The sequence below is a fragment of the Burkholderia sp. YIM B11467 genome (assembly GCF_052952715.1).
Map to the genome: position 1 here is coordinate 1 of NZ_JBQVSQ010000023.1, position 23,171 is coordinate 23,171.

At 61.6% G+C, this 23,171-nt stretch carries 35 protein-coding genes and 2 pseudogenes; 2 read left to right on the forward strand and 35 right to left on the reverse strand.

Features of this window, described 5'->3' with window-relative positions:
* The 3 genes and pseudogenes from ACTRWB_RS37585 to ACTRWB_RS37595 all read right to left on the reverse strand — a co-directional run.
* Nucleotides 1-291: pseudogene (locus ACTRWB_RS37585) on the reverse strand (c-type cytochrome biogenesis protein CcsB); the annotation flags it as partial.
* A gap of 4 nt (nt 292-295) precedes the next feature.
* Entirely contained in the window at nt 296-2,512 is a 2,217-nt protein-coding gene (locus tag ACTRWB_RS37590; RefSeq protein ID WP_412022605.1) for a cytochrome c biogenesis protein ResB, read from the reverse strand.
* A 200-nt stretch (nt 2,513-2,712) separates the two neighbouring features.
* Nucleotides 2,713-3,366: a c-type cytochrome gene (locus tag ACTRWB_RS37595; protein WP_412022606.1), complete on the reverse strand. Its 654-nt coding sequence runs from the start codon at nt 3,364-3,366 to the stop codon at nt 2,713-2,715.
* Nucleotides 3,367-3,580: 214 nt separating this feature from the next.
* Here ACTRWB_RS37595 and yihA point away from each other — a divergent pair, with 214 nt between their 5' ends.
* A complete protein-coding gene (gene yihA / locus ACTRWB_RS37600) occupies nt 3,581-4,240 on the forward strand; it encodes a ribosome biogenesis GTP-binding protein YihA/YsxC (RefSeq protein WP_193097485.1) in 660 nt (219 codons plus the stop codon).
* 260 nt (nt 4,241-4,500) lie between these two features.
* A complete protein-coding gene (hemB, locus tag ACTRWB_RS37605) occupies nt 4,501-5,499 on the forward strand; it encodes a porphobilinogen synthase (protein WP_446904882.1) in 999 nt (332 codons plus the stop codon).
* Between the two features lie 157 nt (nt 5,500-5,656).
* Here the strand turns inward: hemB and dsbD are convergent, their stop codons facing one another.
* The 32 genes and pseudogenes from dsbD to ACTRWB_RS37765 all read right to left on the reverse strand — a co-directional run.
* Nucleotides 5,657-7,504: a protein-disulfide reductase DsbD gene (gene dsbD / locus ACTRWB_RS37610; RefSeq protein ID WP_446904883.1), complete on the reverse strand. Its 1,848-nt coding sequence runs from the start codon at nt 7,502-7,504 to the stop codon at nt 5,657-5,659.
* Nucleotides 7,497-7,823, reverse strand: a complete 327-nt coding sequence (gene cutA / locus ACTRWB_RS37615; protein ID WP_048250994.1) for a divalent-cation tolerance protein CutA — start codon at nt 7,821-7,823, stop codon at nt 7,497-7,499. Before cutA ends, dsbD begins: the two co-directional genes overlap by 8 nt.
* A 201-nt stretch (nt 7,824-8,024) precedes the next feature.
* The gene (gene rplQ / locus ACTRWB_RS37620; protein ID WP_006477175.1) at nt 8,025-8,420 is read right to left on the reverse strand and encodes a 50S ribosomal protein L17; all 396 of its coding nucleotides are present in this window, start codon (nt 8,418-8,420) and stop codon (nt 8,025-8,027) included.
* A gap of 137 nt (nt 8,421-8,557) precedes the next feature.
* Nucleotides 8,558-9,535 (reverse strand): DNA-directed RNA polymerase subunit alpha, encoded by a 978-nt coding sequence (locus ACTRWB_RS37625; RefSeq protein ID WP_006477176.1) that lies wholly within the window; start codon nt 9,533-9,535, stop codon nt 8,558-8,560.
* Between the two features lie 124 nt (nt 9,536-9,659).
* Complete coding sequence (gene rpsD, locus ACTRWB_RS37630) at nt 9,660-10,283, reverse strand: 30S ribosomal protein S4 (protein ID WP_129513518.1); 624 nt, start codon at nt 10,281-10,283, stop codon at nt 9,660-9,662.
* A gap of 154 nt (nt 10,284-10,437) precedes the next feature.
* Nucleotides 10,438-10,939 (reverse strand): annotated as a pseudogene (gene rpsK / locus ACTRWB_RS37635) (30S ribosomal protein S11).
* Between the two features lie 28 nt (nt 10,940-10,967).
* A complete protein-coding gene (rpsM, locus tag ACTRWB_RS37640; protein ID WP_047899584.1) occupies nt 10,968-11,333 on the reverse strand; it encodes a 30S ribosomal protein S13 in 366 nt (121 codons plus the stop codon).
* Nucleotides 11,334-11,371: 38 nt separating this feature from the next.
* Nucleotides 11,372-11,488 carry a 50S ribosomal protein L36 gene (gene rpmJ / locus ACTRWB_RS37645; protein WP_004199844.1) on the reverse strand — a complete coding sequence of 39 codons (117 nt, stop codon included), beginning with the start codon at nt 11,486-11,488 and terminating at the stop codon, nt 11,372-11,374.
* Between the two features lie 20 nt (nt 11,489-11,508).
* Nucleotides 11,509-11,727: a translation initiation factor IF-1 gene (gene infA / locus ACTRWB_RS37650; protein ID WP_004521905.1), complete on the reverse strand. Its 219-nt coding sequence runs from the start codon at nt 11,725-11,727 to the stop codon at nt 11,509-11,511.
* Nucleotides 11,728-11,735: 8 nt separating this feature from the next.
* Nucleotides 11,736-13,085, reverse strand: coding sequence for a preprotein translocase subunit SecY (gene secY, locus ACTRWB_RS37655; protein ID WP_006482915.1), 1,350 nt, complete (start codon nt 13,083-13,085; stop codon nt 11,736-11,738).
* Nucleotides 13,086-13,127: 42 nt separating this feature from the next.
* The gene (gene rplO, locus ACTRWB_RS37660) at nt 13,128-13,562 is read right to left on the reverse strand and encodes a 50S ribosomal protein L15 (protein ID WP_006477180.1); all 435 of its coding nucleotides are present in this window, start codon (nt 13,560-13,562) and stop codon (nt 13,128-13,130) included.
* A gap of 26 nt (nt 13,563-13,588) precedes the next feature.
* Nucleotides 13,589-13,771: a 50S ribosomal protein L30 gene (rpmD, locus tag ACTRWB_RS37665; protein WP_006400644.1), complete on the reverse strand. Its 183-nt coding sequence runs from the start codon at nt 13,769-13,771 to the stop codon at nt 13,589-13,591.
* Nucleotides 13,772-13,786: 15 nt separating this feature from the next.
* Nucleotides 13,787-14,305, reverse strand: coding sequence for a 30S ribosomal protein S5 (rpsE, locus tag ACTRWB_RS37670; RefSeq protein ID WP_006752931.1), 519 nt, complete (start codon nt 14,303-14,305; stop codon nt 13,787-13,789).
* Nucleotides 14,306-14,319: 14 nt separating this feature from the next.
* Entirely contained in the window at nt 14,320-14,685 is a 366-nt protein-coding gene (gene rplR / locus ACTRWB_RS37675) for a 50S ribosomal protein L18 (protein WP_006477183.1), read from the reverse strand.
* A gap of 12 nt (nt 14,686-14,697) precedes the next feature.
* On the reverse strand, nt 14,698-15,228 hold the full coding sequence (rplF, locus tag ACTRWB_RS37680; protein WP_006758786.1) for a 50S ribosomal protein L6: 531 nt from the start codon (nt 15,226-15,228) through the stop codon (nt 14,698-14,700).
* 18 nt (nt 15,229-15,246) lie between these two features.
* Nucleotides 15,247-15,642, reverse strand: a complete 396-nt coding sequence (gene rpsH, locus ACTRWB_RS37685) for a 30S ribosomal protein S8 (RefSeq protein ID WP_009687199.1) — start codon at nt 15,640-15,642, stop codon at nt 15,247-15,249.
* A gap of 14 nt (nt 15,643-15,656) precedes the next feature.
* Nucleotides 15,657-15,962, reverse strand: coding sequence for a 30S ribosomal protein S14 (gene rpsN / locus ACTRWB_RS37690; RefSeq protein ID WP_006482884.1), 306 nt, complete (start codon nt 15,960-15,962; stop codon nt 15,657-15,659).
* Nucleotides 15,963-15,969: 7 nt separating this feature from the next.
* On the reverse strand, nt 15,970-16,509 hold the full coding sequence (gene rplE, locus ACTRWB_RS37695) for a 50S ribosomal protein L5 (protein WP_006477186.1): 540 nt from the start codon (nt 16,507-16,509) through the stop codon (nt 15,970-15,972).
* A 16-nt stretch (nt 16,510-16,525) separates the two neighbouring features.
* The gene (rplX, locus tag ACTRWB_RS37700; protein ID WP_006477187.1) at nt 16,526-16,834 is read right to left on the reverse strand and encodes a 50S ribosomal protein L24; all 309 of its coding nucleotides are present in this window, start codon (nt 16,832-16,834) and stop codon (nt 16,526-16,528) included.
* A 9-nt stretch (nt 16,835-16,843) separates the two neighbouring features.
* A complete protein-coding gene (gene rplN, locus ACTRWB_RS37705; protein ID WP_006752929.1) occupies nt 16,844-17,212 on the reverse strand; it encodes a 50S ribosomal protein L14 in 369 nt (122 codons plus the stop codon).
* Between the two features lie 309 nt (nt 17,213-17,521).
* On the reverse strand, nt 17,522-17,794 hold the full coding sequence (rpsQ, locus tag ACTRWB_RS37710) for a 30S ribosomal protein S17 (protein ID WP_047899582.1): 273 nt from the start codon (nt 17,792-17,794) through the stop codon (nt 17,522-17,524).
* Nucleotides 17,791-17,985, reverse strand: a complete 195-nt coding sequence (gene rpmC, locus ACTRWB_RS37715) for a 50S ribosomal protein L29 (protein ID WP_006400652.1) — start codon at nt 17,983-17,985, stop codon at nt 17,791-17,793. The genes rpsQ and rpmC overlap by 4 nt, the downstream gene beginning before the upstream one ends.
* 9 nt (nt 17,986-17,994) lie before the next feature.
* Nucleotides 17,995-18,411, reverse strand: coding sequence for a 50S ribosomal protein L16 (gene rplP, locus ACTRWB_RS37720; RefSeq protein ID WP_006752927.1), 417 nt, complete (start codon nt 18,409-18,411; stop codon nt 17,995-17,997).
* 2 nt (nt 18,412-18,413) lie between these two features.
* Nucleotides 18,414-19,214 (reverse strand): 30S ribosomal protein S3, encoded by an 801-nt coding sequence (gene rpsC, locus ACTRWB_RS37725; RefSeq protein ID WP_006482899.1) that lies wholly within the window; start codon nt 19,212-19,214, stop codon nt 18,414-18,416.
* Nucleotides 19,215-19,225: 11 nt separating this feature from the next.
* Nucleotides 19,226-19,558: a 50S ribosomal protein L22 gene (rplV, locus tag ACTRWB_RS37730; protein ID WP_446904884.1), complete on the reverse strand. Its 333-nt coding sequence runs from the start codon at nt 19,556-19,558 to the stop codon at nt 19,226-19,228.
* A gap of 9 nt (nt 19,559-19,567) precedes the next feature.
* Nucleotides 19,568-19,843, reverse strand: coding sequence for a 30S ribosomal protein S19 (gene rpsS, locus ACTRWB_RS37735; protein ID WP_004199273.1), 276 nt, complete (start codon nt 19,841-19,843; stop codon nt 19,568-19,570).
* 10 nt (nt 19,844-19,853) lie between these two features.
* A complete protein-coding gene (gene rplB, locus ACTRWB_RS37740; RefSeq protein WP_006482900.1) occupies nt 19,854-20,681 on the reverse strand; it encodes a 50S ribosomal protein L2 in 828 nt (275 codons plus the stop codon).
* A gap of 2 nt (nt 20,682-20,683) precedes the next feature.
* The gene (gene rplW, locus ACTRWB_RS37745) at nt 20,684-20,998 is read right to left on the reverse strand and encodes a 50S ribosomal protein L23 (protein ID WP_048250991.1); all 315 of its coding nucleotides are present in this window, start codon (nt 20,996-20,998) and stop codon (nt 20,684-20,686) included.
* A complete protein-coding gene (gene rplD / locus ACTRWB_RS37750; RefSeq protein ID WP_011350675.1) occupies nt 20,995-21,615 on the reverse strand; it encodes a 50S ribosomal protein L4 in 621 nt (206 codons plus the stop codon). The genes rplW and rplD overlap by 4 nt, the downstream gene beginning before the upstream one ends.
* The gene (gene rplC / locus ACTRWB_RS37755; RefSeq protein ID WP_006482922.1) at nt 21,615-22,265 is read right to left on the reverse strand and encodes a 50S ribosomal protein L3; all 651 of its coding nucleotides are present in this window, start codon (nt 22,263-22,265) and stop codon (nt 21,615-21,617) included. Before rplC ends, rplD begins: the two co-directional genes overlap by 1 nt.
* 177 nt (nt 22,266-22,442) lie before the next feature.
* Nucleotides 22,443-22,754, reverse strand: coding sequence for a 30S ribosomal protein S10 (gene rpsJ / locus ACTRWB_RS37760; protein ID WP_004199280.1), 312 nt, complete (start codon nt 22,752-22,754; stop codon nt 22,443-22,445).
* Between the two features lie 285 nt (nt 22,755-23,039).
* A partial coding sequence (locus ACTRWB_RS37765) for an EF-Tu C-terminal domain-related protein (RefSeq protein WP_446904885.1) occupies nt 23,040-23,171 on the reverse strand: 132 nt, incomplete at its 5' end.

Consider the following 23,171-nt stretch of genomic DNA (forward strand, 5'->3'; position numbering starts at 1 on the left):
CGACAGCAGCGACATCACGGCGATCGACGCCATCATCAGCCGCGCGGGCTTCCAGCGCCAGCCGAGCGTGATGAGCGCCGGCACGGCGCCGATCATCACCGCCTTGTCGTAGTAATCCATGTGCGCGTTGTAGTGCGCGAGCGCATAGCCCGCGCCCACCACGAGCGCCAGTGCGAACAGCCAGTCGAACAGCGACAGGCGCGCGAAGAACGGACGGTCGTCGAACAGCGGCGACGAAATCGGCGCCTGGGCCGACGCCGTATGGGAAGAGGAAACTTGCGTGAGATCCATGATGTTACCGGGTGGAATTCTCGGAATCGGAACCGCCGCCGGCAGGCGGGCGGGCCGTCGATGCCGCACCGGCGGGCGCGGCGTCGCGAGGTGCGGCGCGCAAGGCGACGCCGGCCGCGTCGCGCGTCTGCACGAATTCTTTCTCGAAATCGAAGGTCTTGCGGGCCGTGGACATCGCCATCACCACACCGACGCCCGAGCCGGCATCCTTGAGCCAGAACCAGAGGCGCCGCTCGCGCACGTAGAACATCGAGAAGATGCCGGCAACCAGCAGCAGGCTGCCAAGATACACCAGATTCTTTCCGGGTGCGCGCGTCAACTGAAATACCGAAGCTTGCACCTGCTTGAATGAGTCAAGCTGTAAATAGACCGGCGATCCATACAGAAAGCTGTCGGATAGCGCATTGATCGCGTTCTGCACAAAGCGGATCGTATCGGTGCCCTGCTGGGCGACCGGCTCGCCGGCACGCTCGCGCGCGATCTGCCAGACCTCCCACATCGACCCTTCGAGCATCCGCAGCAGCAGGCTCGCGGCCTTCTCCTGCTCGGCCTTCGGCACCGAGCGGTCGATGAACGTCGCCACGGCCTGGAAGCCGCCGACCGGCTGGCCGTCGGCGCCGCGGCCGACGCTGTCGTCGCTTGCCGCAAAAAGGGTCAGCACCTTCGATGCACTGTCCTGCAGGCGGCCGCGCAACGATGCGTCGGTGCCCGGCAGCGAACGCTGCGCGAACCGCGCGGCGGCTTCGGCTCGTACGGCCGGATCCTCGAGCGCGGCGCGCAGGCGCATCCATTCGCCGATCGAATCCTGGCTGTCGGCCGGAATCCGCATGTAGCGGAACGGATCGTTCGGGCTCGCGCGCACGCCGGCGAGGAACACGCGCTCGCCGTTCATGTCGACCGGCAGCATGTAGTTGTTGAATTCGCGCGCCTGGCCGTCCTTGCCGCGGATCTTGTACTGCACGGACGGGCCGATGTTGTGGAGCTGCGTCGGCTTCGAGGTCTTCGCGCCGGAGCCGAGCCGTTCGTCGAACGCCTCCTTCAGCGACTCCGTCTTCGCGACGCCGCGCACGTCCGGCTTGCCGTTCGCGTCGGCCATGTTTTCGACGTTGATCGCACGGAAATCGGAGAATTCGATCGTGTCGCCGTCGGCGCCCGGCATCTGCAGCGGCGCCGAACTGCCGATCGTGCCTTGCACGGGGAAGGTCTTCGGGTTGCCGCCCGTCATCGGATAGGCCGTCATCTGCATCTGCGAGCCGCCGTCCTGGAAGCTCGACTGGTAGATCGACACGCCCTTGTACGTGAACGGCTTGTTGACCTCGACGCGCGCCGGGATCTTCTGGCCGGTCTCGCGATCGATCACGACGATGTCGCTCGCGAACAGCTTCGGCATGCCCGTCGTGTAGTAGTCGACGATGAACTTGTTGAGCTGGATCGAGAACGGCAGGTCCTGGATCAGCGAGCCGCTCGGCTGGTTCAGGATCGCGGTCGACACGAACTGGCCTTCGGGCACCCACGCATAACCGCGGAACGTCGGGTTCGACGCGGACAGGCGATGGTCGGGCGAGATCTCGCTGATCGTCGCGCTCGTGTTGACCGGGCTCTTGCCGAACATCCACATCTGGAATTTGATCGGCAGGTTGCTGTCGAGCAGGCCGCCGATACAGATCACGACGATCGCCAAGTGCGCGGAAATGTAGCCCCACTTGGTCATCGCGCCGCGCTTCGCGGAGATCAGCGTCGCGCCGTCGGTTTCACGCACGACGTGCTTGTAGCCGGCCTTGGTGACGAACGCGGCGAGCGTCGCCGCCACGGTCGCGCGCGTGCCGGAAGCCGTGTATTCGGCCTTGTGGTGGAACGCGCGCAGGCTGCCTTCGCGGACCTTGTCCTTCCAGCTCTTCGCATCGGCGAGCATCTTCGGCGCGTTGCGGATCACGCACAGCGAGATCGACGTGACGAGGAAGATCAGGATCAGCATGAACCACCACGCGCTGTACACGTTGTACAGGCCGAGCGAGCGGAAGATGTCCGCCCAGAACGGTCCGAACTGGTTCACGTAGTTCGGATACGGATCGTCCTGGGTCAGGACCGTGCCGATGATGCTCGCGATCGACAGCACCACCAGCAGCGCAATCGCGAAACGCATCGAGCTCAATAGCTCGATCGCGCGCTTCGATGCACCCTGGCCCGACTTCGACTGCAACCCCGACGTGGTAACGCTCATTCAAACTCCGACTAAGGGGAAACAGCCCCCACGCTCACTATGTTCGCTGCCCCAAGGGGGCGGTCAGCACTCTTGGGGCGGCCCGGCGAGTGCTGACAAAAAAGGGCGAGGCAACCGCAACGGTGCGGCGCCCCACCCTTTTCTTGTTCTGACTCCGGCCGCCCTTCGGGCGCCCGGTCATTCGATTCGCGGCTGACCGATCAACGCAGGCCCGCGATGTAATCCGCGACGGCCTTGATCTCGATGTCCGACAGACGCGTCGCGATCTGATGCATCGCCTCGTTGTTGTTACGCGCGCCGGCACCCTGCTGGAACGCGGTCAACTGCGCGACCGTGTAATCGGCCCATTGCCCCGACAGACGCGGGTACTGGACCGGGAGTCCCTGCCCGGTCGGCCCGTGGCAGCTCGCACAGGCGGGCACGCCCTTCTCCGCGAGGCCGCCGCGGTAGATCTTCTGGCCGATCGGCACGGTCGCCGCATCGCGCGCGGTGCCGAGCTTCGTGGTCTGCGACCCGTAGTACGCGGCGACGTTGCGCATGTCGTCCGCGCTCAACGCACTCGCGAAGCCGACCATCACCGCGTTCGTACGCACCGGCCCCTTCGCGCCCGGCTGCGTCTTGAAGTCGTTCAACTGCTTGACCAGATATTCGGGATGCTGGCCGGCAAGCTTCGGGAAACTGCCCGATGCGCTATTGCCGTCGGCGCCGTGACACGACGCGCAGACTTGCCCGGCAATCGCCTTGCCACGGTCGAGATCCGGTTTTGCCGCATCCGCCGCGTTTGCCTCTGCTACGAAACCTACGAACCCTGCTGCAACCTGAAGCACCATCAGAGACTTGCACAGTCGATTCATTCGCACACCCTGTTTCGTCTTGTGGGAATTTGAGGTTCTGCAAAAAACGACGGCGTTCAGTCTACCGCAGAAGCCGCATAAAAGCGCGAGGCAGGCGCCCGGTGGCCTTCGGTAAAACCGCCGTATTGTACAATATCGTGTTGAAAGCCCCTGCGCCTATCGGGGCTACCCCGCCTCCACCAAGCGGCTCGCGCCGCCCGTCCTTCCGGTTCCCATGGCCTTTCTGCTCCATCAAGCCCGCTTCTACACGACCGTCAACCATCTGCGCGACCTGCCGCCGACGGTGCAGCCGGAAATCGCGTTCGCGGGCCGCTCGAATGCCGGCAAGTCGACGGCGATCAACGTGCTGTGCAACCAGAAGCGGCTGGCCTTCGCGTCGAAGACGCCCGGCCGCACGCAGCATATCAACTACTTCTCCGTCGGCCCGGCCGACGAGCCCGTCGCGAACATCGTCGACCTGCCCGGCTACGGCTACGCGGAAGTGCCGGGCGCCGCAAAGGCGCACTGGGAAATGCTGCTGTCGTCCTATCTCGCGACCCGCTCGCAGCTCTGCGGCCTGATCCTGATGATGGATTCGCGCCGTCCGCTGACCGACCTCGATCGCCGCATGATCGAGTGGTTCACGCCGACCGGCAAGCCGATCCACACGCTGCTGACGAAGTGCGACAAATTGACGCGGCAGGAAAGCATCAATGCGCTACGGACCACACAAAAGGGGCTCGATGCGTATCGCGACCAGGGCGTCCAGGGCAAGCTGACGGTCCAGCTGTTCTCCGCATTGAAGCGCACGGGGCTCGACGAGGCACATGAGTTGATCGAGAGCTGGGTGCGGCCGTCCGTCGCCGACGAAGAAATCGCGCCTGTAGCACAATGATCGGGCAACGCGCGGCCGGGATCGGCGGCGCGCACCTGACGGCGCCTGCGGATTCGGCCGGCTCATAAAAAAACCCGCCGTTTAACGGCGGGTCAAACAGCCTAATCGAAAAACGACAGGCACCCGCTCAGGGAGGAGAAGCGGGGAGCAACACGCAACACGCAACGCGTGCCGCTCGATCGCTATCATATACCAACGCTCCCAAAAATCACCTAAGGGTTCCGTAAGGTCCTTACCGCCCTGATTTCTGTCCAATCGCCATGAGCTTCCATCCGCTTCATCGTCCGCGCCGGATGCGCCGCGACGACTTCTCCCGCCGCCTGATGCGCGAAAACCGCCTGACCACCGACGACCTGATCTATCCGATGTTCGTCGTCGAAGGCACCAACGAACGGCAGCCGGTGCCGTCGATGCCCGGCGTCGAGCGCGTGTCCGTCGATCTGCTGATGCATGTCGCCGAGCAATGCGTCGAACTCGGCGTGCCCGTGCTGTCGCTGTTCCCCGCCATCGAGCCGTCGCTGAAGACGCCTGACGGCCGTGAGGCAGCCAATCCGGAAGGCCTGATCCCACGCGCGGTACGCGAGCTGAAGAAGCGCTTCCCCGAGCTCGGCGTGCTGACCGACGTCGCGCTCGATCCGTACACGAGCCACGGCCAGGACGGCGTGCTCGACGAGAACGGCTACGTGATCAACGACGACACAATCGAGATCCTGGTCGATCAGGCGCGTGCGCAGGCTGAAGCCGGCGTCGACATCGTCGCGCCGTCCGACATGATGGACGGCCGCATCGGCGCGGTTCGCGAAATGCTGGAAAGCGACGGCCACATCCATACGCGCATCATGGCGTATTCGGCCAAGTTCGCGTCGGCGTTCTATGGCCCGTTCCGCGACGCGGTCGGCTCGGCGTCCAACCTGGGCAAGGGCAACAAGATGACCTACCAGATGGATCCGGCGAACAGCGACGAAGCGCTGCGTGAAGTGCGCCTCGACATCGACGAAGGCGCCGACATGGTGATGGTCAAGCCCGGCATGCCGTATCTCGACATCGTGCGCCGCGTGAAGGACGAGTTCCGCTTCCCGACCTACGTGTACCAGGTGAGCGGCGAATACGCGATGCTGAAGGCCGCCGCGATGAACGGCTGGCTCGACCACGACAAGGTCGTGCTCGAATCGCTGCTCGCGTTCAAGCGGGCGGGTGCCGACGGCGTGCTCACGTACTTCGCGCTCGACGCCGCACGTCTGCTGAAAGCGCAACGCTGATCGCGCACCGGCAGGCGGAAAGAAAAACGGCGGGACACCTCGGTGTTCCGCCGTTTTTTTGTTGGTCGCCGATCGAGGCCGCCTGTCAGCGTCGAGTCGTCAGCTCATGCTGCAGGAGCGCCCCGTATCGCCGCCGGCACGTGCCCGGCGGGCATCGTCATACCGTCGGGACAGCAGCCCCATCGAGACTGCGCAGGAACGTCTCGGCCGCCTGATAGCCGACCACGCGCCCGATCTCGTTGCCGCTGCGATCGAAGAAGATGATGCCCGGCGGCCCGAACAGGTTGAAGCGCTTGAGCAGCGCCTGGTCGTCCGGGTTGTTCGCGGTGACGTCCGCGCGCACGAGATGAAGCTTCGCGAGCCGCGCCTGCACACGCGCGTCGGTAAACGTCAGATGCTCCATCTCCTTGCAGCTCACGCACCAGTCGGCGTAGAAGTCGAGCATCACGGGCTGGCCCGACGTCTTCAACAGCGCGTCGAGCTCGCCACTGGAGCGCACCGATGCGAACGCGGGGCCGTCCTGCGCAGCGGCCGTGCCAGCCGCTGCAGTGCCGCCCGATGCAACCGTGCGCGCAGCAAGCACGGCCAGCGGCTTGACCGGATCGGTCGATCCGGCGGCCAGGCCGACGAGCAGCGTCGCGGCCCAGATCGCGAGCGCGGCGCCCACACCGCGACCGAGGCGGCGCCAGATCGACGCGGCGCCGGTATTCGGCGTGAACAGGCCGAGGGCCGCGGCGGCGATAAGCAACCACAACGCGGCGAGCACCATCTTCAGCCCACCCGCCAGCACCGGCCACACGATCCACAGTGCGGCCGCGAGCAGCACGATGCCGAAAAACACCTTCACGCCATCCATCCATGCGCCCGCGCGCGGCAGCACCGTCCCGGCGCCGACGCCAACGACCAATAGCGGCACGCCGAGCCCCAGCCCCATCGCGAACAGCGCCGCGCCACCAAGCAGCGCATTGCCGGTGTGTGCGATGAACGCGAGTACCGCGAACAGCGGTGCCGTCATGCACGCGCCGACGACCAGCGCCGACAATGCGCCCATCGCCGCGACCGCAATGAAGTGACCGCCCTGGCGTGCGCTCGATGCCTCGGACGCGCCGTTCTGCCAGCGCGCGGGCAGCGCGATGTCCTTGCCCGAAATCAGCGACACCGCGAACGCGGCCAGCAGCACGCCGAACACGCCGAGCACCCACGGGTTCTGCAGCCATGCGCCGAGGCTCTGGCCGACCAGTGCCGCGGCGATGCCAAGCGCCGTGTAGACCAGCGCCATGCCGACCACATAGGTCAGCGACAGCGCGAAACCGCGCGCATGCGTCGCGCGCGTGCCCTGGCCGATGATGATCGCGGACACGATCGGAATCATCGGGTACGAACACGGCAGGAGGCTCAGCACGACGCCCGCGACGAAGTACAGTGCGACGATCGTGAAGAAACCCTGCCCTTCGAGCAGCGACTGCGCGAAATCGGCGCTCGTGACCTTGTCGAACCAGCTGCCCGAGGCAGCCGTTTCGCCGGACGACGACGCGGCACCGAGCGCGGCGCCGTCGACCTTCACCACGTGCTCGGCCGGCGGATAGCAGATCCCCTCGTCCGCGCACCCCTGCGACGTCACCGCGAGCTCGAACGGCCCCGACGCCTGCTTGACGGGCACATGCACCACGACTTCGTCACGATAGGTCTCGACGTTCTTCTGGAACGTCTGGTCGAACTTCACGTGGCCGGCCGGGAATTGCGGCTCGCCGAGCGTCGCCTGCCCGCCCTTCACCGCGAACGCGAACCGCTCGCGGTACAGGTAATAGCCGTTGGCTACCTTGAAGTGAACGTCCACCTGTCCCGGCGATTCGCTCGCACTGAACTTGAACGCGACCGACGGATCGAGAAAATCGTCGGCCGCGCGCGCGACCGACAGGCCGCCCAGCACGAGCACGAACGACAACAGGACTGCAAGGAACCGCAGCGCGCGCACGCGCACGGGAAGCGCCATACCGTTAAACATGAAATAGACGTTGAGTTTCGCTGGTCACCCACTGACCGTACGCGGCCGAAGCCGTCGACTGCCAGGAGACGATTTCGGGCGTCTCGTAAGGATGATGCGCGAGAATAAATCGCTCCAGTTCGAGCGCCCGCACGGGGCTCGTCTTGAACAGCAACTGGATCTCGTCGGCCGTTTCGACCTTGCCCTGCCAGTGATAGCGCGACTTGATCGCGCCGAGCTCCGACACGCACGCGGCAAGCCGCGCATCGAGCGCGCCGTCGGAGAGCGCCGCGGCCGTCGCCGCATCGGGCACCGTCGTCAGCATCAGCACCACTATCATCCGCGCCCTCCTGGCTGGTCTACCGGCTTCTGCCGACACGGGTCGCCCCGCTGGAAACACGCCGGCTGCCCCGTATCGTAGCGCAGCCCGCGCAACGCTGCCGGCGCCGGCCTGCGACAATCGATCGCAGCCGGCGCCTCAAAAACAAAAAGGGCCAAGCTATTGCTCGGCCCCTTTCAGATACTGCTGCGTACCGGAAGCTTATTCAGCTTCTTGCACGTTTTCCGTTTCGTCGACTTCCGGACGATCGAGCAGCTCGACCAGTGCCATCGGTGCGTTGTCACCGACGCGGAAGCCGAACTTCAGCACGCGCAGGTAGCCGCCCGGACGGTTCGCGAAACGCGGACCGAGCACGTCGAACAGCTTCGCCACCGAGTCACGATCGCGCAGGCGGTTGAACGCCAGGCGACGGTTTGCCAGCGACGGCTTCTTGCCGAGCGTGATCAGCGGCTCGACGACTTTACGGAGTTCCTTCGCCTTCGGCAGCGTCGTCTTGATGACTTCGTGCTCGATCAGCGAGTTGGACATGTTACGGAGCATAGCCAGACGGTGGCTGCTCGTGCGGTTCAGTTTCCGCAGACCATGACGATGGCGCATTTCAGTTTCCTTGATTCAAAGTTTTGATCCAGCTCTTCTATCGCACCTCGAAGGGTGCACGGGCCGGTAGCGAAAAAAGCAAGATGCGGATTTTAAAGGAAAATCCGCATCTTTGCCAACTACAGCTACAACCGGGCTTACTTGTCGAGACCAGCCGGCGGCCAGTTCTCGAGCTTCATGCCCAGCGTGAGACCGCGCGAAGCGAGCACTTCCTTGATCTCGTTGAGCGACTTGCGACCGAGGTTCGGCGTCTTCAGCAGCTCGTTTTCCGTGCGCTGGATCAGGTCGCCGATGTAGTAGATGTTCTCGGCCTTCAGGCAGTTCGCCGAACGAACCGTCAGCTCGAGATCGTCCACCGGACGCAGCAGGATCGGATCGATCTGCGGTGCACGCGACGGCGCCTCGGCAGCCGTTTCCGTGCCTTCCAGCGCCGCGAACACGGACAGCTGGTCGACCAGGATGCGGGCCGATTGACGGATCGCTTCTTCCGGCGTGATCACGCCGCTCGTCTCGATGTTCATCACGAGCTTGTCGAGGTCGGTACGCTGCTCGACACGTGCGCTTTCGACAGCGTAGCTCACGCGGCGAACCGGCGAGAACGATGCGTCGAGCACGATGCGGCCGATGATCTTGGCCGTATCTTCGCCGTAGCGACGAACGTTGCCGGGCACATAACCACGACCCTTCTCGATCTTGATCTGAACGTCGAGCTTGCCGCCCTTCGACAGATGCGCGATCACGTGATTCGGGTTGATGACTTCGCAATCGTGAGCCAGCTCGATATCGCCGGCCGTGACAACGCCTTCACCTTCCTTGCGCAGCGTAACCGTCACTTCGTCACGGTTATGCAGCTTGAACACCACGCCCTTCAGGTTCAGCAGCAGGTTGACGACGTCCTCTTGCACGCCATCAAGCGTCGAGTACTCGTGCACCACGCCGGCGATCGTGACTTCGGTCGGCGCATAGCCGACCATCGACGACAGCAGCACGCGGCGAAGCGCATTGCCCAAGGTATGGCCGTAACCGCGTTCGAACGGTTCCATGACCACCCTCGCGTGGTTCTCGCCAAGCGATTCCACGGCGATGATCTTGGGTTTCAGCAAACTGGTTTGCATGGGCTTTCCTTTTCAATACCCTCGGCTCGTTACACCGATAAGGCTGACCGGTAACAACCAGAAAATAAACAGCCGAGGCCCCTCCTTGCGCAACGCAATCGGGGTACCTCGGCCGTCAATCGGATTAACGCGAATACAATTCGACGATCAGGCTTTCGTTGATGTCGCCTGCGATGTCAACGCGTTCCGGCATTTGCTTGAACGTGCCTTCGAACTTCTTCGCATCGACTGCAACCCAGCTCGGCATGCCGCCTTGCTCGGCCAGCGACAGCGATTCGACGATACGCGCTTGCTTCTTCGCCTTTTCGCGGATCGCGACGACGTCACCCGCCTTCACTTGCTGCGACGGGACGTTCGCGACGACGCCGTTCACGGTGATCGACTTGTGGCTCACCAGCTGACGCGCTTCAGCGCGGGTCGAGCCGAAGCCCATGCGATACACGACGTTGTCGAGGCGCGACTCGAGCAGTTGCAGCAGGTTTTCACCCGTGTTGCCCTTGCGGCGGTCGGCTTCGGCGAAGTAGCGGCGGAACTGACGCTCCAGCACGCCGTAAATGCGCTTGACCTTCTGCTTTTCGCGCAGCTGCGTACCGTAGTCGGACGTACGAGCGCCCGAGGTACGGCCGTGCTGACCCGGCTTGCTGTCGAGCTTGCACTTGTCGGCGAGCGAGCGGCGCGCGCTCTTCAGGAACAGGTCGGTGCCTTCACGGCGGGACAGCTTGGCTTTGGGGCCGATATAACGTGCCACTTTGCATTCCTTTATCAATCAGTCACGCGAACCGAAATCCGCGCTAGTCCGCTCCCTTTGGGGCGAACGGTGGGCTTAGTCAATCAAAAAAGCACAGCCCGTCGACGCTACGCGGCGACAGGCAATGCGCTAGCACGAACGTGCCAGCACATTCTTAGATACGACGACGCTTCGGCGGGCGGCAGCCGTTGTGCGGAATCGGGGTGACGTCCGAAATCGCGGTGATCTTGATGCCGAGGCCGTGCAGTGCGCGCACTGCCGACTCGCGACCCGGGCCCGGGCCCTTGATCCGCACTTCCAGATTCTTCACGCCGTATTCCATCGCGACGCGACCTGCCGACTCGGCTGCGACCTGTGCAGCGAACGGCGTCGATTTGCGCGAGCCCTTGAAGCCCTGGCCGCCCGACGTCGCCCATGCCAGTGCGTTGCCTTGGCGATCGGTGATCGTGATGATCGTGTTGTTGAACNGTCGATTTGCGCGAGCCCTTGAAGCCCTGGCCGCCCGACGTCGCCCATGCCAGTGCGTTGCCTTGGCGATCGGTGATCGTGATGATCGTGTTGTTGAACGACGCGTGAACGTGAACCACGCCTTCAGCGACGTTCTTCTTAACCTTCTTGCGTACGCGTTGCGCCGCGGTGTTCGAAGCCTTAGCCATTACGTTTTCCTGTAACTGTCAGTTCCGCTTACTTCTTCAGCGCTTGCGCTGCACGACGCGGACCCTTGCGAGTACGTGCGTTCGTACGCGTACGCTGACCGCGCATCGGCAGGCCCTTGCGATGACGGACGCCACGGTAGCAACCGAGGTCCATCAGGCGCTTGATGTTCATCGTCACTTCACGGCGCAGATCGCCTTCGACGACAAACTTGCCCACTTCTTCACGCAGCTTTTCGAGATCTGCGTCGGTCAGGTCCTTGACCTTCTTCGAGAATTCCACGCCAGCTGCCGCGCAGATGCTGCGCGAGCGCGTGCGGCCGACACCGAAGATTGCCGTCAGGCCAATCTCGGTATGCTGGTGATTCGGGATGTTAACCCCTGCGATACGAGCCATTGTTTTTCCTCAAACAAAAAGCGCAAACAAACGCGCGGTCAGCCTTGGCGCTGCTTGTGGCGCGGATCCGAGCTGCAGATCACGCGAACGACGCCTTTGCGCTTGATGATCTTGCAATTGCGGCAAATGCGCTTAACCGATGCCATCACTTTCATGATAATACCCTTTTTTCAAATCACTTCGCCCGGAACACGATCCGCGCACGAGACAGATCGTAAGGCGTCAACTCAACCGTCACCTTGTCGCCCGGGAGGATGCGGATGTAGTGCATCCGCATCTTTCCGGAAATATGCCCCAATACGACATGGCCGTTTTCCAGCTTCACACGGAAGGTCGCATTCGGGAGGTTTTCGATCACCTCACCCTGCATCTGGATTACATCGTCTTTGGCCATAGTCCTATTTAACGCATCGGGATGTTGCCGCCCTTGAAGTTCGCCTTCTTGAGCAGTGACTCATACTGTTGCGACATAACGTACGACTGCACCTGCGCCATAAAGTCCATCGTGACGACGACAATGATCAGCAGCGACGTTCCACCAAAATAAAACGGCACGTTCCAGCGCAGCACCAGGAATTCCGGCAGCAGACACACGAAGACGATGTAGATCGCACCGGCCAGCGTCAGACGCGTGAGGATGCGGTCGATATATCGTGCGGTCTGATCGCCCGGACGAATGCCCGGAACAAACGCGCCGCTCTTCTTCAGGTTGTCTGCGGTCTCCCTGCTGTTGAACACCAGTGCGGTGTAGAAGAAGCAGAAAAACACGATTGCCAGCGTGTACAGCAGCACATAGACCGGCTGGCCCGGCTTCAGCGCTTCCGCAACGTTATGCAACGTATTGGAAATCCAGCTTCCCGTCGGCTGACCGGTACTGAACCAGCCGAGAATCGTTGCCGGGAACAGGATGATCGACGATGCGAAGATCGGCGGAATCACGCCCGACATGTTCAGCTTCAGCGGCAGGTGCGATGACTGCCCGCCGTAGATCTTGTTACCGACCTGGCGCTTCGCGTAGTTCACGAGGATCTTGCGCTGACCGCGTTCGATGAACACGACCAGGTAAGTCACCGCGGCAATCAGAACGACGATGATGATCGCCGAAATGATGCTCATCGAACCCGTACGCACCAGCTCGAACAACCCACCGACGGCATTCGGGAACCCTGCTGCGATCCCGCCGAAGATGATGATCGAGATACCGTTGCCCAGACCACGCTCGGTAATCTGCTCGCCGAGCCACATCAGGAACATCGTGCCAGTAACCAGCGTCACGACCGTCGTCAGTCGGAACAGCATGCCGGGATCGGTGACGAGGCCCGGCTGGTTTTCCAGCGCAGCCGCGATACCGAATGCCTGGAAGGTCGCGAGCACCACGGTGAAATACCGCGTGTACTGCGTGATCTTCCGTTGCCCTGCCTGCCCTTCCTTCTTCAGCGCCTCGAGTTGCGGCGAGACGATCGCCAGCAACTGCATGATGATCGACGCCGAAATATACGGCATGATCCCCAGCGCAAAGATCGTGAAGCGGGAAAGTGCGCCACCCGAGAACATGTTGAACATGCCCAGGATGCCACCCGCCTGGCTCTGGAACAGCTTAGCCAGTTGATCCGGATCGATGCCCGGCACGGGAATGTGCGCGCCGATGCGATAGACGATCAGCGCCAGGAGCAGGAACATCGCTCGCCGACGCAGATCGCCGAATTTCGCCGTGCTTCGACCGGGTTTTGCAAGACTCGGGCTGTTAGCCAAGTACCTTCTCCGATGAATGCAAGTAACGACGCGCTACGCGTGTCACTCGGCGAACGAACCGCCAGCCGCTTCGATCGCAGCGCGCGCACCCTTGGTGGCACCGAGACCCTTCACGACGATCTTGCGCTTCAGTTCGCCCGTCGCGATGATCTTTGCGCTCTTCGTCAGCTCACCGACCAGGCCGGCTTGCTTCAGTGCGAGCAGATCGATCTCATCGACCGGCAGCTTCTCGAGGTCGCTCAGGCGCACTTCACCGACGAATTCCTTCGTCAGCGACGTGAAGCCGCGCTTCGGCAGACGACGTTGCAGCGGCATCTGACCGCCTTCGAAACCGACTTTGTGGAAGCCGCCCGAACGCGATTTCTGACCCTTGTGACCACGGCCAGCCGTCTTGCCGAGGCCCGAACCGATGCCACGGCCGACGCGACGCTTGGCGTGCTTGGCGCCAGCTGCCGGCTTCAGGTTATTCAATTCCATATCAACTCCTTGATCCGTAGGGCCGCTTACGCGATGACCTTAACGAGGTACGAGACCTTGTTGATCATGCCGCGGACCGCCGGCGTGTCCTGCAGCTCGCTAACCGAGTTGAGTCGGCGCAGGCCCAGGCCACGCACGGTCGCGCGGTGCGATTCGCGGGTCCCGATCAGGCTCTTAACGAGCTGAACCTTGACAGTTTTTTCAGACATGGTGACCACCCGGGCTTAGCCCAAAATATCTTCGACGGACTTGCCGCGCTTCGCCGCGATGTCTGCCGGGGTGGACTGCTTACGCAGGCCGTCCAGCGTGGCGCGAACGAGGTTGTACGGGTTCGTCGAACCGTGGCTCTTCGCCACAACGTTCTGAACGCCCATCACGTCGAACACTGCGCGCATCGGGCCGCCGGCGATCACGCCCGTACCTGCCTTCGCCGGAGCGAGGAGGACGGCCGAAGCGCCGTGCTTGCCGTGCACTTCGTGCTGCAGCGTGCCGTTCTTGAGCGGCACCTTGAACATGTTGCGGCGAGCTTGTTCCATTGCCTTCTGGACAGCGACCGGCACTTCCTTCGCCTTGCCCTTGCCCATGCCGATGCGGCCATCGCCGTCGCCAACCACGGTCAGTGCGGCGAAGCCGAGAATACGGCCACCCTTCACGACCTTGGTCACGCGGTTGACCGAAATCATCTTTTCACGAAGGCCGTCGTCGCGTTCGTCAGCCTGAACTTTCGCTTGCATCTTTGCCATGACGAATTCCTTCCTTAGAACTTGAGCCCAGCTTCGCGAGCTGCCTCAGCCAGCGCCTTGACGCGGCCATGGTAGCGGAAGCCCGAGCGGTCGAAGGCGACGGATTCGATGCCGGCGGCCTTTGCCTTCTCGGCAATACGCTTGCCGATCAGCGTCGCAGCATTAACGTTGCCGCCCTTGCCCGACTTGTCGGCGAGCTCTGCGCGCACTTCTGCCTCGAGCGTCGACGCACTGGCGAGCACCTTGGTGCCGCAGGGCGAGAACACTTGAGCGTAGATATGCGTGTTCGTGCGATGCACGGCGAGACGCGCGACCTGCAGCTCAGCGATCTTGATACGCGTCTGGCGAGCGCGGCGCAGGCGAGATTGAGTCTTATCCATGATTGCGCACCCTTACTTCTTCTTCGTTTCTTTGAGGATCACAACCTCGTCGGAATAGCGCACGCCCTTGCCCTTGTAGGGCTCCGGCGGACGGTAACCGCGGACTTCCGCAGCCACTTGACCGACTTGTTGCTTGTTGATCCCCTTGATCACGATTTCGGTTTGCGTCGGGGTTTCAGCCTTGACGCCTTCCGGCATCTGGTGCACCACCGGGTGCGAGAAACCCAGCGACAGGTTCAGCTTGTCGCCTTGCGCTTGTGCACGGTAACCGACGCCAACCAGCGTCAGCTTGCGCTCGAAACCCTTGGTCACGCCGTGCACGGCATTCGCGATGATCGCGCGCATCGTGCCCGACAGTGCATTTGCTTCGCGGCTTTCGTCGACCGGCGACAGATTCAGCGTGCCGTCGTTGTTCGCCACGTTCACGAGCGGATTGATCGCTTGCGTGATGGTGCCCAGCGGGCCCTTGACGGTGATTGCGCCGTCGGCCAGCTTGACTTCCGCGCCTTGCAGCGCGATCGGGCTCTTACCTACTCGAGACATGTTTCTCTCTCCTCGGCTTTAAGCGACGTAGCAGATGACTTCGCCGCCGACGCCGGTAGCGCGCGCCTTGCGGTCGGTCATCACGCCCTTGGGCGTCGACACGATTGCCACGCCGAGGCCATTCATGACCTGCGGAATGTCGTTACGGCCGCGGTAGACGCGCAGGCCAGGCTTCGACACGCGCTCGAGGCGTTCGATGACCGGACGGCCAGCGTAGTACTTCAGCGCGATATTCAGTTCAGCCTTTGCGCCTTCGCTCTTCACCGCGAAATCGTCGATATAACCTTCGTCCTTCAGGACTTGCGCGATTGCAACCTTGACCTTCGACGAGGGCATCGCGACCGATACCTTCTCGACCATCTGCGCGTTGCGGATGCGAGTCAGCATATCGGCGATAGGATCACTCATGCTCATTTACGTTTCTCCTATTACCAGCTCGCCTTGGTCAGGCCAGGAATCTCGCCACGGAATGCGATTTCACGAATCTTGTTACGCGCGAGGCCGAATTTACGGAACGTGCCACGCGGACGGCCCGTGATCGCGCAGCGGTTACGCTGGCGGGTCGGGTTTGCGTTGCGGGGCAGTTGCTGCAGCTCCAGGCGTGCTTCGTAGCGCTCTTCTTCCGACTTGCTTTGGTCTTCGACGATCGCCTTCAGCGCTTCGCGCTTTGCTGCGAACTTCGCGACCAGGCGGGCGCGCTTCTTTTCACGTTCGATCAGTGCCAGTTTAGCCACGGTAACCTCAGTTTCTGAACGGGAACTTGAAGCTGGCGAGCAGAGCCTTTGCTTCGTCGTCGGTCTTCGCAGTCGTCGTGATGCTGATGTTCAGCCCACGCAGTGCGTCGATCTTGTCGTAATCGATTTCGGGGAAAATGATCTGCTCTTTCACACCGATGTTGTAGTTGCCACGGCCATCGAAAGCACGACCCGACACACCACGGAAGTCACGCACGCGGGGCAGGGCGACGGTCACGAAGCGATCGAGGAATTCGTACATTGCCTGGCCGCGCAGCGTCACCATCGCGCCGATCGGGTAGCCCTGACGAATCTTGAAACCTGCGATTGCCTTGCGTGCCTTCGTCACGACCGGCTTCTGACCAGCGATCTTCGTGAGGTCGCCAACGGCGTTCTCGATGATCTTCTTGTCAGCGATCGCTTCGCCAAGACCCATGTTCAGCGTGATCTTGGTGATGCGCGGCACTTCCATGACCGACTTGTAACCGAACTTCTCGATCAGGCCGGGCACAACCTTTTCTTTGTAAAACTCTTGAAAACGAGCCATTTTTTACTCCGCTGCGTCAGGCGCTCAGTACGGCACCGGTCGTCTTCAGGAAGCGAACTTTCTTGCCTTCCTCGACCTTGATGCCAACACGCGACGCCTTGCCATTCGCGTCGACCAGTGCGACGTTCGAAATATGCAGGGGCATCGTCTTCGCTTCCACGCCGCCCGTCGTACCCTTCATCGGGTTCGGCTTCACATGCTTCTTGACGAGGTTGATACCTTCAACCGTCACATGTTCAGCACCGACAGCCAGCACGACGCCGCGCTTGCCCTTGTCCTTGCCGGTGACGACGATCACTTCGTCACCCTTGCGAATCTTGTTCATCGCGACTCCTTACAGCACTTCCGGCGCAAGCGAAACGATCTTCATGAATCGTTCGCTACGCAGCTCACGCGTCACCGGCCCGAAGATACGGGTGCCGATCGGCTCGAGCTTGTTATTCAAAAGCACAGCGGCGTTGCCGTCGAACTTGATCAGCGAGCCGTCTTGACGGCGAACGCCCTTGGCGGTGCGAACCACCACGGCATTGTAAATTTCGCCTTTCTTCACGCGCCCGCGCGGCGTTGCCTCTTTGACGGTCACCTTGATGATGTCGCCAATGCCGGCATAACGACGCTTCGAGCCGCCGAGCACCTTGATGCACATGACTTCACGTGCACCCGTGTTGTCGGCTACTTCGAGCCGAGATTCGGTCTGGATCATGGTTTGTCTTTCCCAACTTAATCCGGATGCACCACCATGATGCATTCGGTCAGTCTTGGTCCCGTCAGCCAATCGGCTGCTTGGGTTGGAACAGCAGCGACGGCAAACGAAACCCGCCATCGCAATTCGGTGAATCTTTCAGACAGGCTGGCGCCAGTCCGCTTCCCCCACCAACTTCGCCCGCGACGGGGCTCCCATAAAGAGGGAAGACCAGGATTATAACAAATAATCCTGGTCACGCAAGCAAAAACTTTGCGATTTCAAGCACTTCGTGGAGAAGTGCCTGTTGCTGCCTACTGCACTGCCCGCTTAGATGACGCGAGCTGCTTCGACGAGGCGCGACACTGCCCAGGCCTTCGTCTTCGAAACAGGACGAGTTTCCTGGATTTCGACGAGATCGCCTTCGTTGCAGGTGTTCGCTTCATCGTGCGCGTGGTACTTCTTCGAACGCACGACATACTTGCCGTAAATCGGGTGCTTGACGCGGTGCTCGATCAGCACGGTGACGGTCTTGTCCATCTTGTTGCTGACGACCCGACCGACCAGCGTCCGCTTCAGCGAGGTTTTCACGCTATCGTTCATTTCTGGTTCGCCTTCTGAGTCATGACGGTCCGCACACGTGCGATGTCGCGACGAACCTTCTTCAGCTGGCTCGTGTTAGTGAGCTGCTGGGTCGCGAGTTGCATGCGCAGGCCGAATTGCGCCTTCAGCAGGTCCGCCAGCTCCTTGTTGAGCGCGGCCTGGTCTTTCTGGAGAAGTTCGGAAGCCTTCATATTTTCTCCTTAGGCGCCGAGCTGACGCACGATGAACGCCGTCTTCAGCGGCAGCTTGGCTGCAGCCAGACGGAACGCTTCGCGTGCCAGTTCTTCGGTGACGCCGTCCATTTCATAGAGCATCTTGCCCGGCTGAATCTCGGCGACGTAGTACTCAGGGTTACCCTTACCGTTACCCATACGCACTTCGGCCGGCTTCTGCGAAATCGGCTTGTCCGGGAAGATCCGGATCCAGATGCGGCCGCCACGCTTGATGTGACGCGTCATTGCACGACGCGCCGCTTCAATTTGACGCGCGGTCAAACGGCCGCGACCGATCGCCTTCAGGCCGAAATCACCGAACGACACTGCGTTGCCGCGCGTCGCCTTGCCGGTGTTACGACCCTTCTGCTCTTTGCGATACTTCCTGCGTTTCGGTTGCAGCATCGTTATTCTCCAGTCTTGCCGTCTTCGGGCTTGCCGGCGCCGCGGCGCGGTGCGCCACGACGAGCACCCGGAGCGCCGCCTTCGCCGTCACGGCGCGGACGACGATCGCCCGGGCGCGCATTGCGACGCGGACGCTTGTCTTCGGCTACTTCTTCCACCACCGGCGCGTCGTTGCGGCCGAGCGTGTCGCCCTTGTACACCCACACCTTGACGCCGATGATCCCGTAGGTCGTCTTCGCTTCCGAAGTCGCGTAGTCGATGTCGGCACGCAGCGTGTGAAGCGGAACGCGACCTTCGCGATACCACTCCGTACGTGCGATTTCGATACCGTTCAGACGGCCTGCGCTCATGATCTTGATGCCCTGGGCACCCAGACGCATCGCGTTCTGCATCGCACGCTTCATCGCGCGGCGGAACATGATCCGGCGCTCGAGCTGTTGCGTGATCGAGTCAGCGATCAGTTGCGCATCGGTTTCCGGCTTGCGGATCTCTTCGATGTTGACGTGAACCGGTACGCCCATGCGGCGTTGCAGTTCCGTCTTCAGCTGTTCGATATCCTCGCCCTTCTTGCCGATGACCACGCCCGGACGCGAGCTGTAAATCGTGATGCGCGCGTTCTTCGCCGGACGCTCGATGACAACCCGACCGACCGAAGCGTTCTTCAGCTTCTTCTTCAGGTACTCACGAACACCGATGTCTTCCTGAAGCATCGCCGCGAAATTGTTGTTGTTCGCGTACCAACGCGAAGCCCAATTGCGGCTGACAGCCAGGCGGAAGCCAGTCGGATGAATTTTCTGTCCCATCGTATGGCTCCTTAATTCCCGACCGTCACAGTGATGTGACAGGATTGCTTCTCGATGCGGTTACCGCGGCCCTTGGCGCGCGCGGTGAAACGCTTGAGCGATGCAGCCTTATCGACGCAGATGCTCTTGATCTTGAGCTCGTCGATATCGGCGCCTTCGTTGTGCTCCGCATTCGCGATTGCCGACAGCACAACCTTCTTCACGATGCCAGCCGCCTTCTTCGGCGAGAACGTCAGAACGTTCAGCGCCTTGTCGACCGGCAAACCGCGGATCTGGTCAGCCACAAGGCGCGTTTTTTGCGCCGAGATGCGGGCACCGCGATGAATTGCTTTCACTTCCATCATGATTGCCCCTTATTTCTTGGCCTTCTTGTCGGCTGCGTGACCCTTGAACGTACGGGTCAGTGCGAACTCGCCAAGCTTGTGGCCGACCATGTTTTCCGAGATGTACACCGGAACGTGTTGACGGCCGTTGTGAACAGCGATCGTCAGGCCGATGAAATCCGGCAGAATCGTCGAGCGACGCGACCAGGTCTTGATCGGCTTTTTGTCGCGCGAAGCTGCAGCCGCCTCAACTTTCTTCAGCAAATGGGCGTCGCAGAACGGACCTTTTTTAACAGAACGTGCCATTGCCTACTCCTTAACGCTTGTGACGGCGCTGGACGATCATCGTCGTCGTGCGCTTGTTGCTGCGGGTGCGATAACCCTTAGCCGGCGTACCCCACGGGCTCACCGGGTCGCGACCTGCAGCCGTCTTGCCCTCACCACCACCGTGCGGGTGATCAACCGGGTTCATCGCAACGCCACGCACCGTCGGGCGGATACCGCGCCAGCGGTTCGCGCCAGCCTTGCCGATCTGGCGCAGGCTATGCTCTTCGTTGCCAACTTCACCGATCGTTGCACGGCACTCGATGTGCACGCGACGGATTTCGCCCGAACGCAGACGAACCTGCGCGTAGACGCCTTCACGTGCCAGCAGCATGGCCGACGTGCCAGCCGAACGCGCCATTTGCGCGCCCTTGCCCGGCAGCATCTCGATGCAGTGGATCGTCGTACCGACCGGAATGTTGCGGATCGGCAGCGTGTTGCCTGCACGGATCGGCGCTTCCGAACCCGACATCAGCTGTTGGCCGACGGTCAGGCCCTTCGGGGCGATGATGTAGCGACGCTCGCCGTCTGCGTAGAGCACCAGCGCGATGTTCGCGCTACGGTTCGGGTCGTACTCGAGACGCTCGACCTTTGCCGGGATGCCATCCTTCGTGCGACGGAAATCGACGATACGATAGTGCTGCTTGTGACCACCGCCCTTATGGCGCGTGGTGATGCGGCCGTTGTTGTTACGGCCGGCGGTCGAGCTCTGCGAGTCGAGCAGTGCCGCGAACGGCTTGCCCTGGTGCAGATTCTTGTTGACCACCTTGACCATCGCGCGGCGACCCGGCGAAGTCGGCTTAACTTTAACGATTGCCATGATTACTTGGCCTCCGCTTCAAAGTTGATTTCCTGGCCGGGCTTCAGGCAGACGTACGCCTTCTTCACGTCCTTGCGGCGGCCCATCGAACGGCCAAAGCGTTTCTGCTTGCCCTTCTGAACCAGCACGTTGACGGAGTTAACCTCAACCTTGAACAGCAGCTCGACAGCCGCCTTCACTTCCTGCTTCGTGGCATCCGGCGCGACTTCGAACACGACTTGCTCGTTCTTGTCGGCAACCAGCGTCGCCTTTTCCGAGATCACCGGTGCGAGCAGGACCTGCATCAAACGATGATCGTTCTTGCGAATCTCGCTCATGACAGCAACTCCTCGATCTGGGCGACCGCAGCCTTCGTGACCAGGACTTTCTTGAAGTAGATCAGCGACAGCGGGTCAGCGTAGCGCGGCTCGACAATTGCCACGTGCGGCAGGTTGCGCGAAGCCAGGTACAGGTTTTCGTCGACCGTGTCGGTAATGATCAGCACGGAGTCGAGACCCATGGTCTTGAATTTTTCGGCCAGCAGCTTGGTCTTCGGCGCTTCGAGGATGATGTCCTCGACAACCGACAGACGGCCTTCACGGGCCAGCTGCGAGAAGATCGAGCAGAGACCTGCGCGATGCATCTTCTTGTTGACCTTGTGCGAGAAGTTTTCTTCCGGCGAATTCGGGAAGATACGACCACCGCCACGCCACAACGGGCTCGACGACATACCGGCACGAGCGCGGCCCGTACCCTTCTGACGCCACGGCTTCTTGGTGGTGTGCTTGACCTGCTCGCGGTCCTTCTGCGCGCGGTTACCCTGGCGAGCATTCGCCTGGTAAGCGACGACGACCTGGTGGATCAGTGCTTCGTTGTAGTCACGACCGAACACGACGTCCGATGCGTTGACCACTGCACCTTCCTGACCATTTTCGTTCAGGAGCTTGAGTTCCATTATTTCGCCCCCTTGGTCTTGACGGCCGGCGTGACAAAAACCTTGCCACCCTTCGCGCCCGGAATCGCACCCTTGACGAGCAGCAGCTTGCGCTCTGCGTCGATACGAGCGATTTCGAGGTTCTGCACCGTCACCGTCACATCACCCATGTGACCCGTCATGCGTTTACCCGGGAACACGCGACCCGGATCCTGCGCCATACCGATCGAACCCGGCACGTTGTGCGAGCGCGAGTTACCGTGCGTGGCACGGCCGGAGGAGAAGTTGTAACGCTTGATCGTACCGGCGTAGCCCTTACCGATCGACACGCCTTGCACGTCGACCTTCTGGCCTACTTCGAAAAGATCTGCACCGACCACGGCGCCATTCGACAGCTCGGCTGCCTTGGCCGCGTCAATGCGGAATTCCTTGAGGATTTCACCGGCTTCGACACCGGCTTTGGCGAGATGACCTGCCAGCGGCTTCGTCACGCGCGATGCGCGGCGGGAGCCGAATGCAACCTGCACGGCCGTGTAGCCGTCGGTTTCAACAGTCTTGATCTGCGTCACGCGGTTGTCCGACACGTCCAGCACGGTGACGGGAATCGAATCCCCTTCCGCCGTGAAGATACGGGTCATGCCAACCTTGCGACCTACGAGTCCAAGGCTCATCATTTTCTCCATTCCCGACTGCGATTGGTCGGGGCTGATTTACAAAATGCCGGGCACGCAAGGCCCAACTTTTTTACGCGAATACGCGAAAAGCCAAGCAGTATAGCCCGATTCTTCGTTTTCCGCAAGCAATCAAAGACTTAGCGCCGCCCGGCGAGCCGATCGGCGCTGGAAGCCTTACTGCAGCTTGATTTCCACGTCGACGCCAGCCGGCAGATCGAGCTTCATCAGCGCGTCAACCGTCTTGTCGGTCGGATCGACGATGTCCATCAGGCGCTGGTGGGTGCGGATTTCGAGCTGATCACGCGACGTCTTGTTGACGTGCGGCGAACGCAGGATGTCAAAACGCTGAATGCGCGTCGGCAGCGGCACCGGGCCACGGACGATTGCGCCAGTCCGCTTCGCGGTATCGACGATCTCGGCTGCCGATTGATCGATCAGACGATAGTCGAAAGCCTTCAGGCGAATGCGGATTTTTTGTTGCTGCATGACGATTCCTTGAAAAGAGCGAGGCGATGTTGCATCGCCGAACACCAAAAGAACGTGAAACGTGAGGCCTGCGGGGAGCGAGACATCAGGTTCCGGACAGTACTTCCACTGCTAAGCCCGCGATTCTACACGAAATTCTGAAGTGGTGGTGCGGGTTTATCGATCCGCGCAACGGGCGCCGGAAAAACAAAACCGGGTGCCAGCGCAAGCTGGACACCCGGTTTCGACGGTACGACTGCATACCGCGGAATCGCGGACCCCATCGGGATCCGCGGATCGCCGATATTACTCGATGACCTTGGCGACGACGCCGGCGCCGACCGTACGGCCGCCTTCGCGGATTGCGAAGCGCAGACCTTCTTCCATCGCGATCGGGGCAATCAGCTTCACCGTGATCGACACGTTGTCGCCCGGCAT

Bases quoted from the DNA above. Each gene is read 5' to 3' on its own strand.
- rpsH (WP_009687199.1), bottom strand. From the start codon at position 15,642: ATGAGCATGAGTGATCCTATCGCCGATATGCTGACTCGCATCCGCAAC.
- infA (WP_004521905.1), bottom strand. From the start codon at position 11,727: ATGGCCAAAGACGATGTAATCCAGATGCAGGGTGAGGTGATCGAAAAC.
- yihA (WP_193097485.1), top strand. From the start codon at position 3,581: ATGGCCTTTCTGCTCCATCAAGCCCGCTTCTACACGACCGTCAACCAT.
- rplO (WP_006477180.1), bottom strand. From the start codon at position 13,562: ATGGAATTGAATAACCTGAAGCCGGCAGCTGGCGCCAAGCACGCCAAG.
- rplR (WP_006477183.1), bottom strand. From the start codon at position 14,685: ATGGATAAGACTCAATCTCGCCTGCGCCGCGCTCGCCAGACGCGTATC.
- rplV (WP_446904884.1), bottom strand. From the start codon at position 19,558: ATGATGGAAGTGAAAGCAATTCATCGCGGTGCCCGCATCTCGGCGCAA.
- rplE (WP_006477186.1), bottom strand. From the start codon at position 16,509: ATGGCTCGTTTTCAAGAGTTTTACAAAGAAAAGGTTGTGCCCGGCCTG.
- rplB (WP_006482900.1), bottom strand. From the start codon at position 20,681: ATGGCAATCGTTAAAGTTAAGCCGACTTCGCCGGGTCGCCGCGCGATG.
- ACTRWB_RS37595 (WP_412022606.1), bottom strand. From the start codon at position 3,366: ATGAATCGACTGTGCAAGTCTCTGATGGTGCTTCAGGTTGCAGCAGGG.
- rplP (WP_006752927.1), bottom strand. From the start codon at position 18,411: ATGCTGCAACCGAAACGCAGGAAGTATCGCAAAGAGCAGAAGGGTCGT.
- rpsE (WP_006752931.1), bottom strand. From the start codon at position 14,305: ATGGCAAAGATGCAAGCGAAAGTTCAGGCTGACGAACGCGACGACGGC.
- rpsS (WP_004199273.1), bottom strand. From the start codon at position 19,843: ATGGCACGTTCTGTTAAAAAAGGTCCGTTCTGCGACGCCCATTTGCTG.
- rplD (WP_011350675.1), bottom strand. From the start codon at position 21,615: ATGGAACTCAAGCTCCTGAACGAAAATGGTCAGGAAGGTGCAGTGGTC.
- hemB (WP_446904882.1), top strand. From the start codon at position 4,501: ATGAGCTTCCATCCGCTTCATCGTCCGCGCCGGATGCGCCGCGACGAC.
- rpsJ (WP_004199280.1), bottom strand. From the start codon at position 22,754: ATGCAGCAACAAAAAATCCGCATTCGCCTGAAGGCTTTCGACTATCGT.
- cutA (WP_048250994.1), bottom strand. From the start codon at position 7,823: ATGATAGTGGTGCTGATGCTGACGACGGTGCCCGATGCGGCGACGGCC.
- rpmD (WP_006400644.1), bottom strand. From the start codon at position 13,771: ATGTCTGAAAAAACTGTCAAGGTTCAGCTCGTTAAGAGCCTGATCGGG.
- rplW (WP_048250991.1), bottom strand. From the start codon at position 20,998: ATGAGCGAGATTCGCAAGAACGATCATCGTTTGATGCAGGTCCTGCTC.
- rplQ (WP_006477175.1), bottom strand. From the start codon at position 8,420: ATGCGCCATCGTCATGGTCTGCGGAAACTGAACCGCACGAGCAGCCAC.
- rpsC (WP_006482899.1), bottom strand. From the start codon at position 19,214: ATGGGACAGAAAATTCATCCGACTGGCTTCCGCCTGGCTGTCAGCCGC.
- rplC (WP_006482922.1), bottom strand. From the start codon at position 22,265: ATGAGCCTTGGACTCGTAGGTCGCAAGGTTGGCATGACCCGTATCTTC.
- rplN (WP_006752929.1), bottom strand. From the start codon at position 17,212: ATGATCCAGACCGAATCTCGGCTCGAAGTAGCCGACAACACGGGTGCA.
- rpsM (WP_047899584.1), bottom strand. From the start codon at position 11,333: ATGGCTCGTATCGCAGGGGTTAACATCCCGAATCACCAGCATACCGAG.
- rplX (WP_006477187.1), bottom strand. From the start codon at position 16,834: ATGAACAAGATTCGCAAGGGTGACGAAGTGATCGTCGTCACCGGCAAG.
- rplF (WP_006758786.1), bottom strand. From the start codon at position 15,228: ATGTCTCGAGTAGGTAAGAGCCCGATCGCGCTGCAAGGCGCGGAAGTC.
- ACTRWB_RS37590 (WP_412022605.1), bottom strand. From the start codon at position 2,512: ATGAGCGTTACCACGTCGGGGTTGCAGTCGAAGTCGGGCCAGGGTGCA.
- rpsQ (WP_047899582.1), bottom strand. From the start codon at position 17,794: ATGAACGATAGCGTGAAAACCTCGCTGAAGCGGACGCTGGTCGGTCGG.
- rpmJ (WP_004199844.1), bottom strand. From the start codon at position 11,488: ATGAAAGTGATGGCATCGGTTAAGCGCATTTGCCGCAATTGCAAGATC.
- ACTRWB_RS37625 (WP_006477176.1), bottom strand. From the start codon at position 9,535: ATGCAAACCAGTTTGCTGAAACCCAAGATCATCGCCGTGGAATCGCTT.
- rpmC (WP_006400652.1), bottom strand. From the start codon at position 17,985: ATGAAGGCTTCCGAACTTCTCCAGAAAGACCAGGCCGCGCTCAACAAG.
- dsbD (WP_446904883.1), bottom strand. From the start codon at position 7,504: ATGTTTAACGGTATGGCGCTTCCCGTGCGCGTGCGCGCGCTGCGGTTC.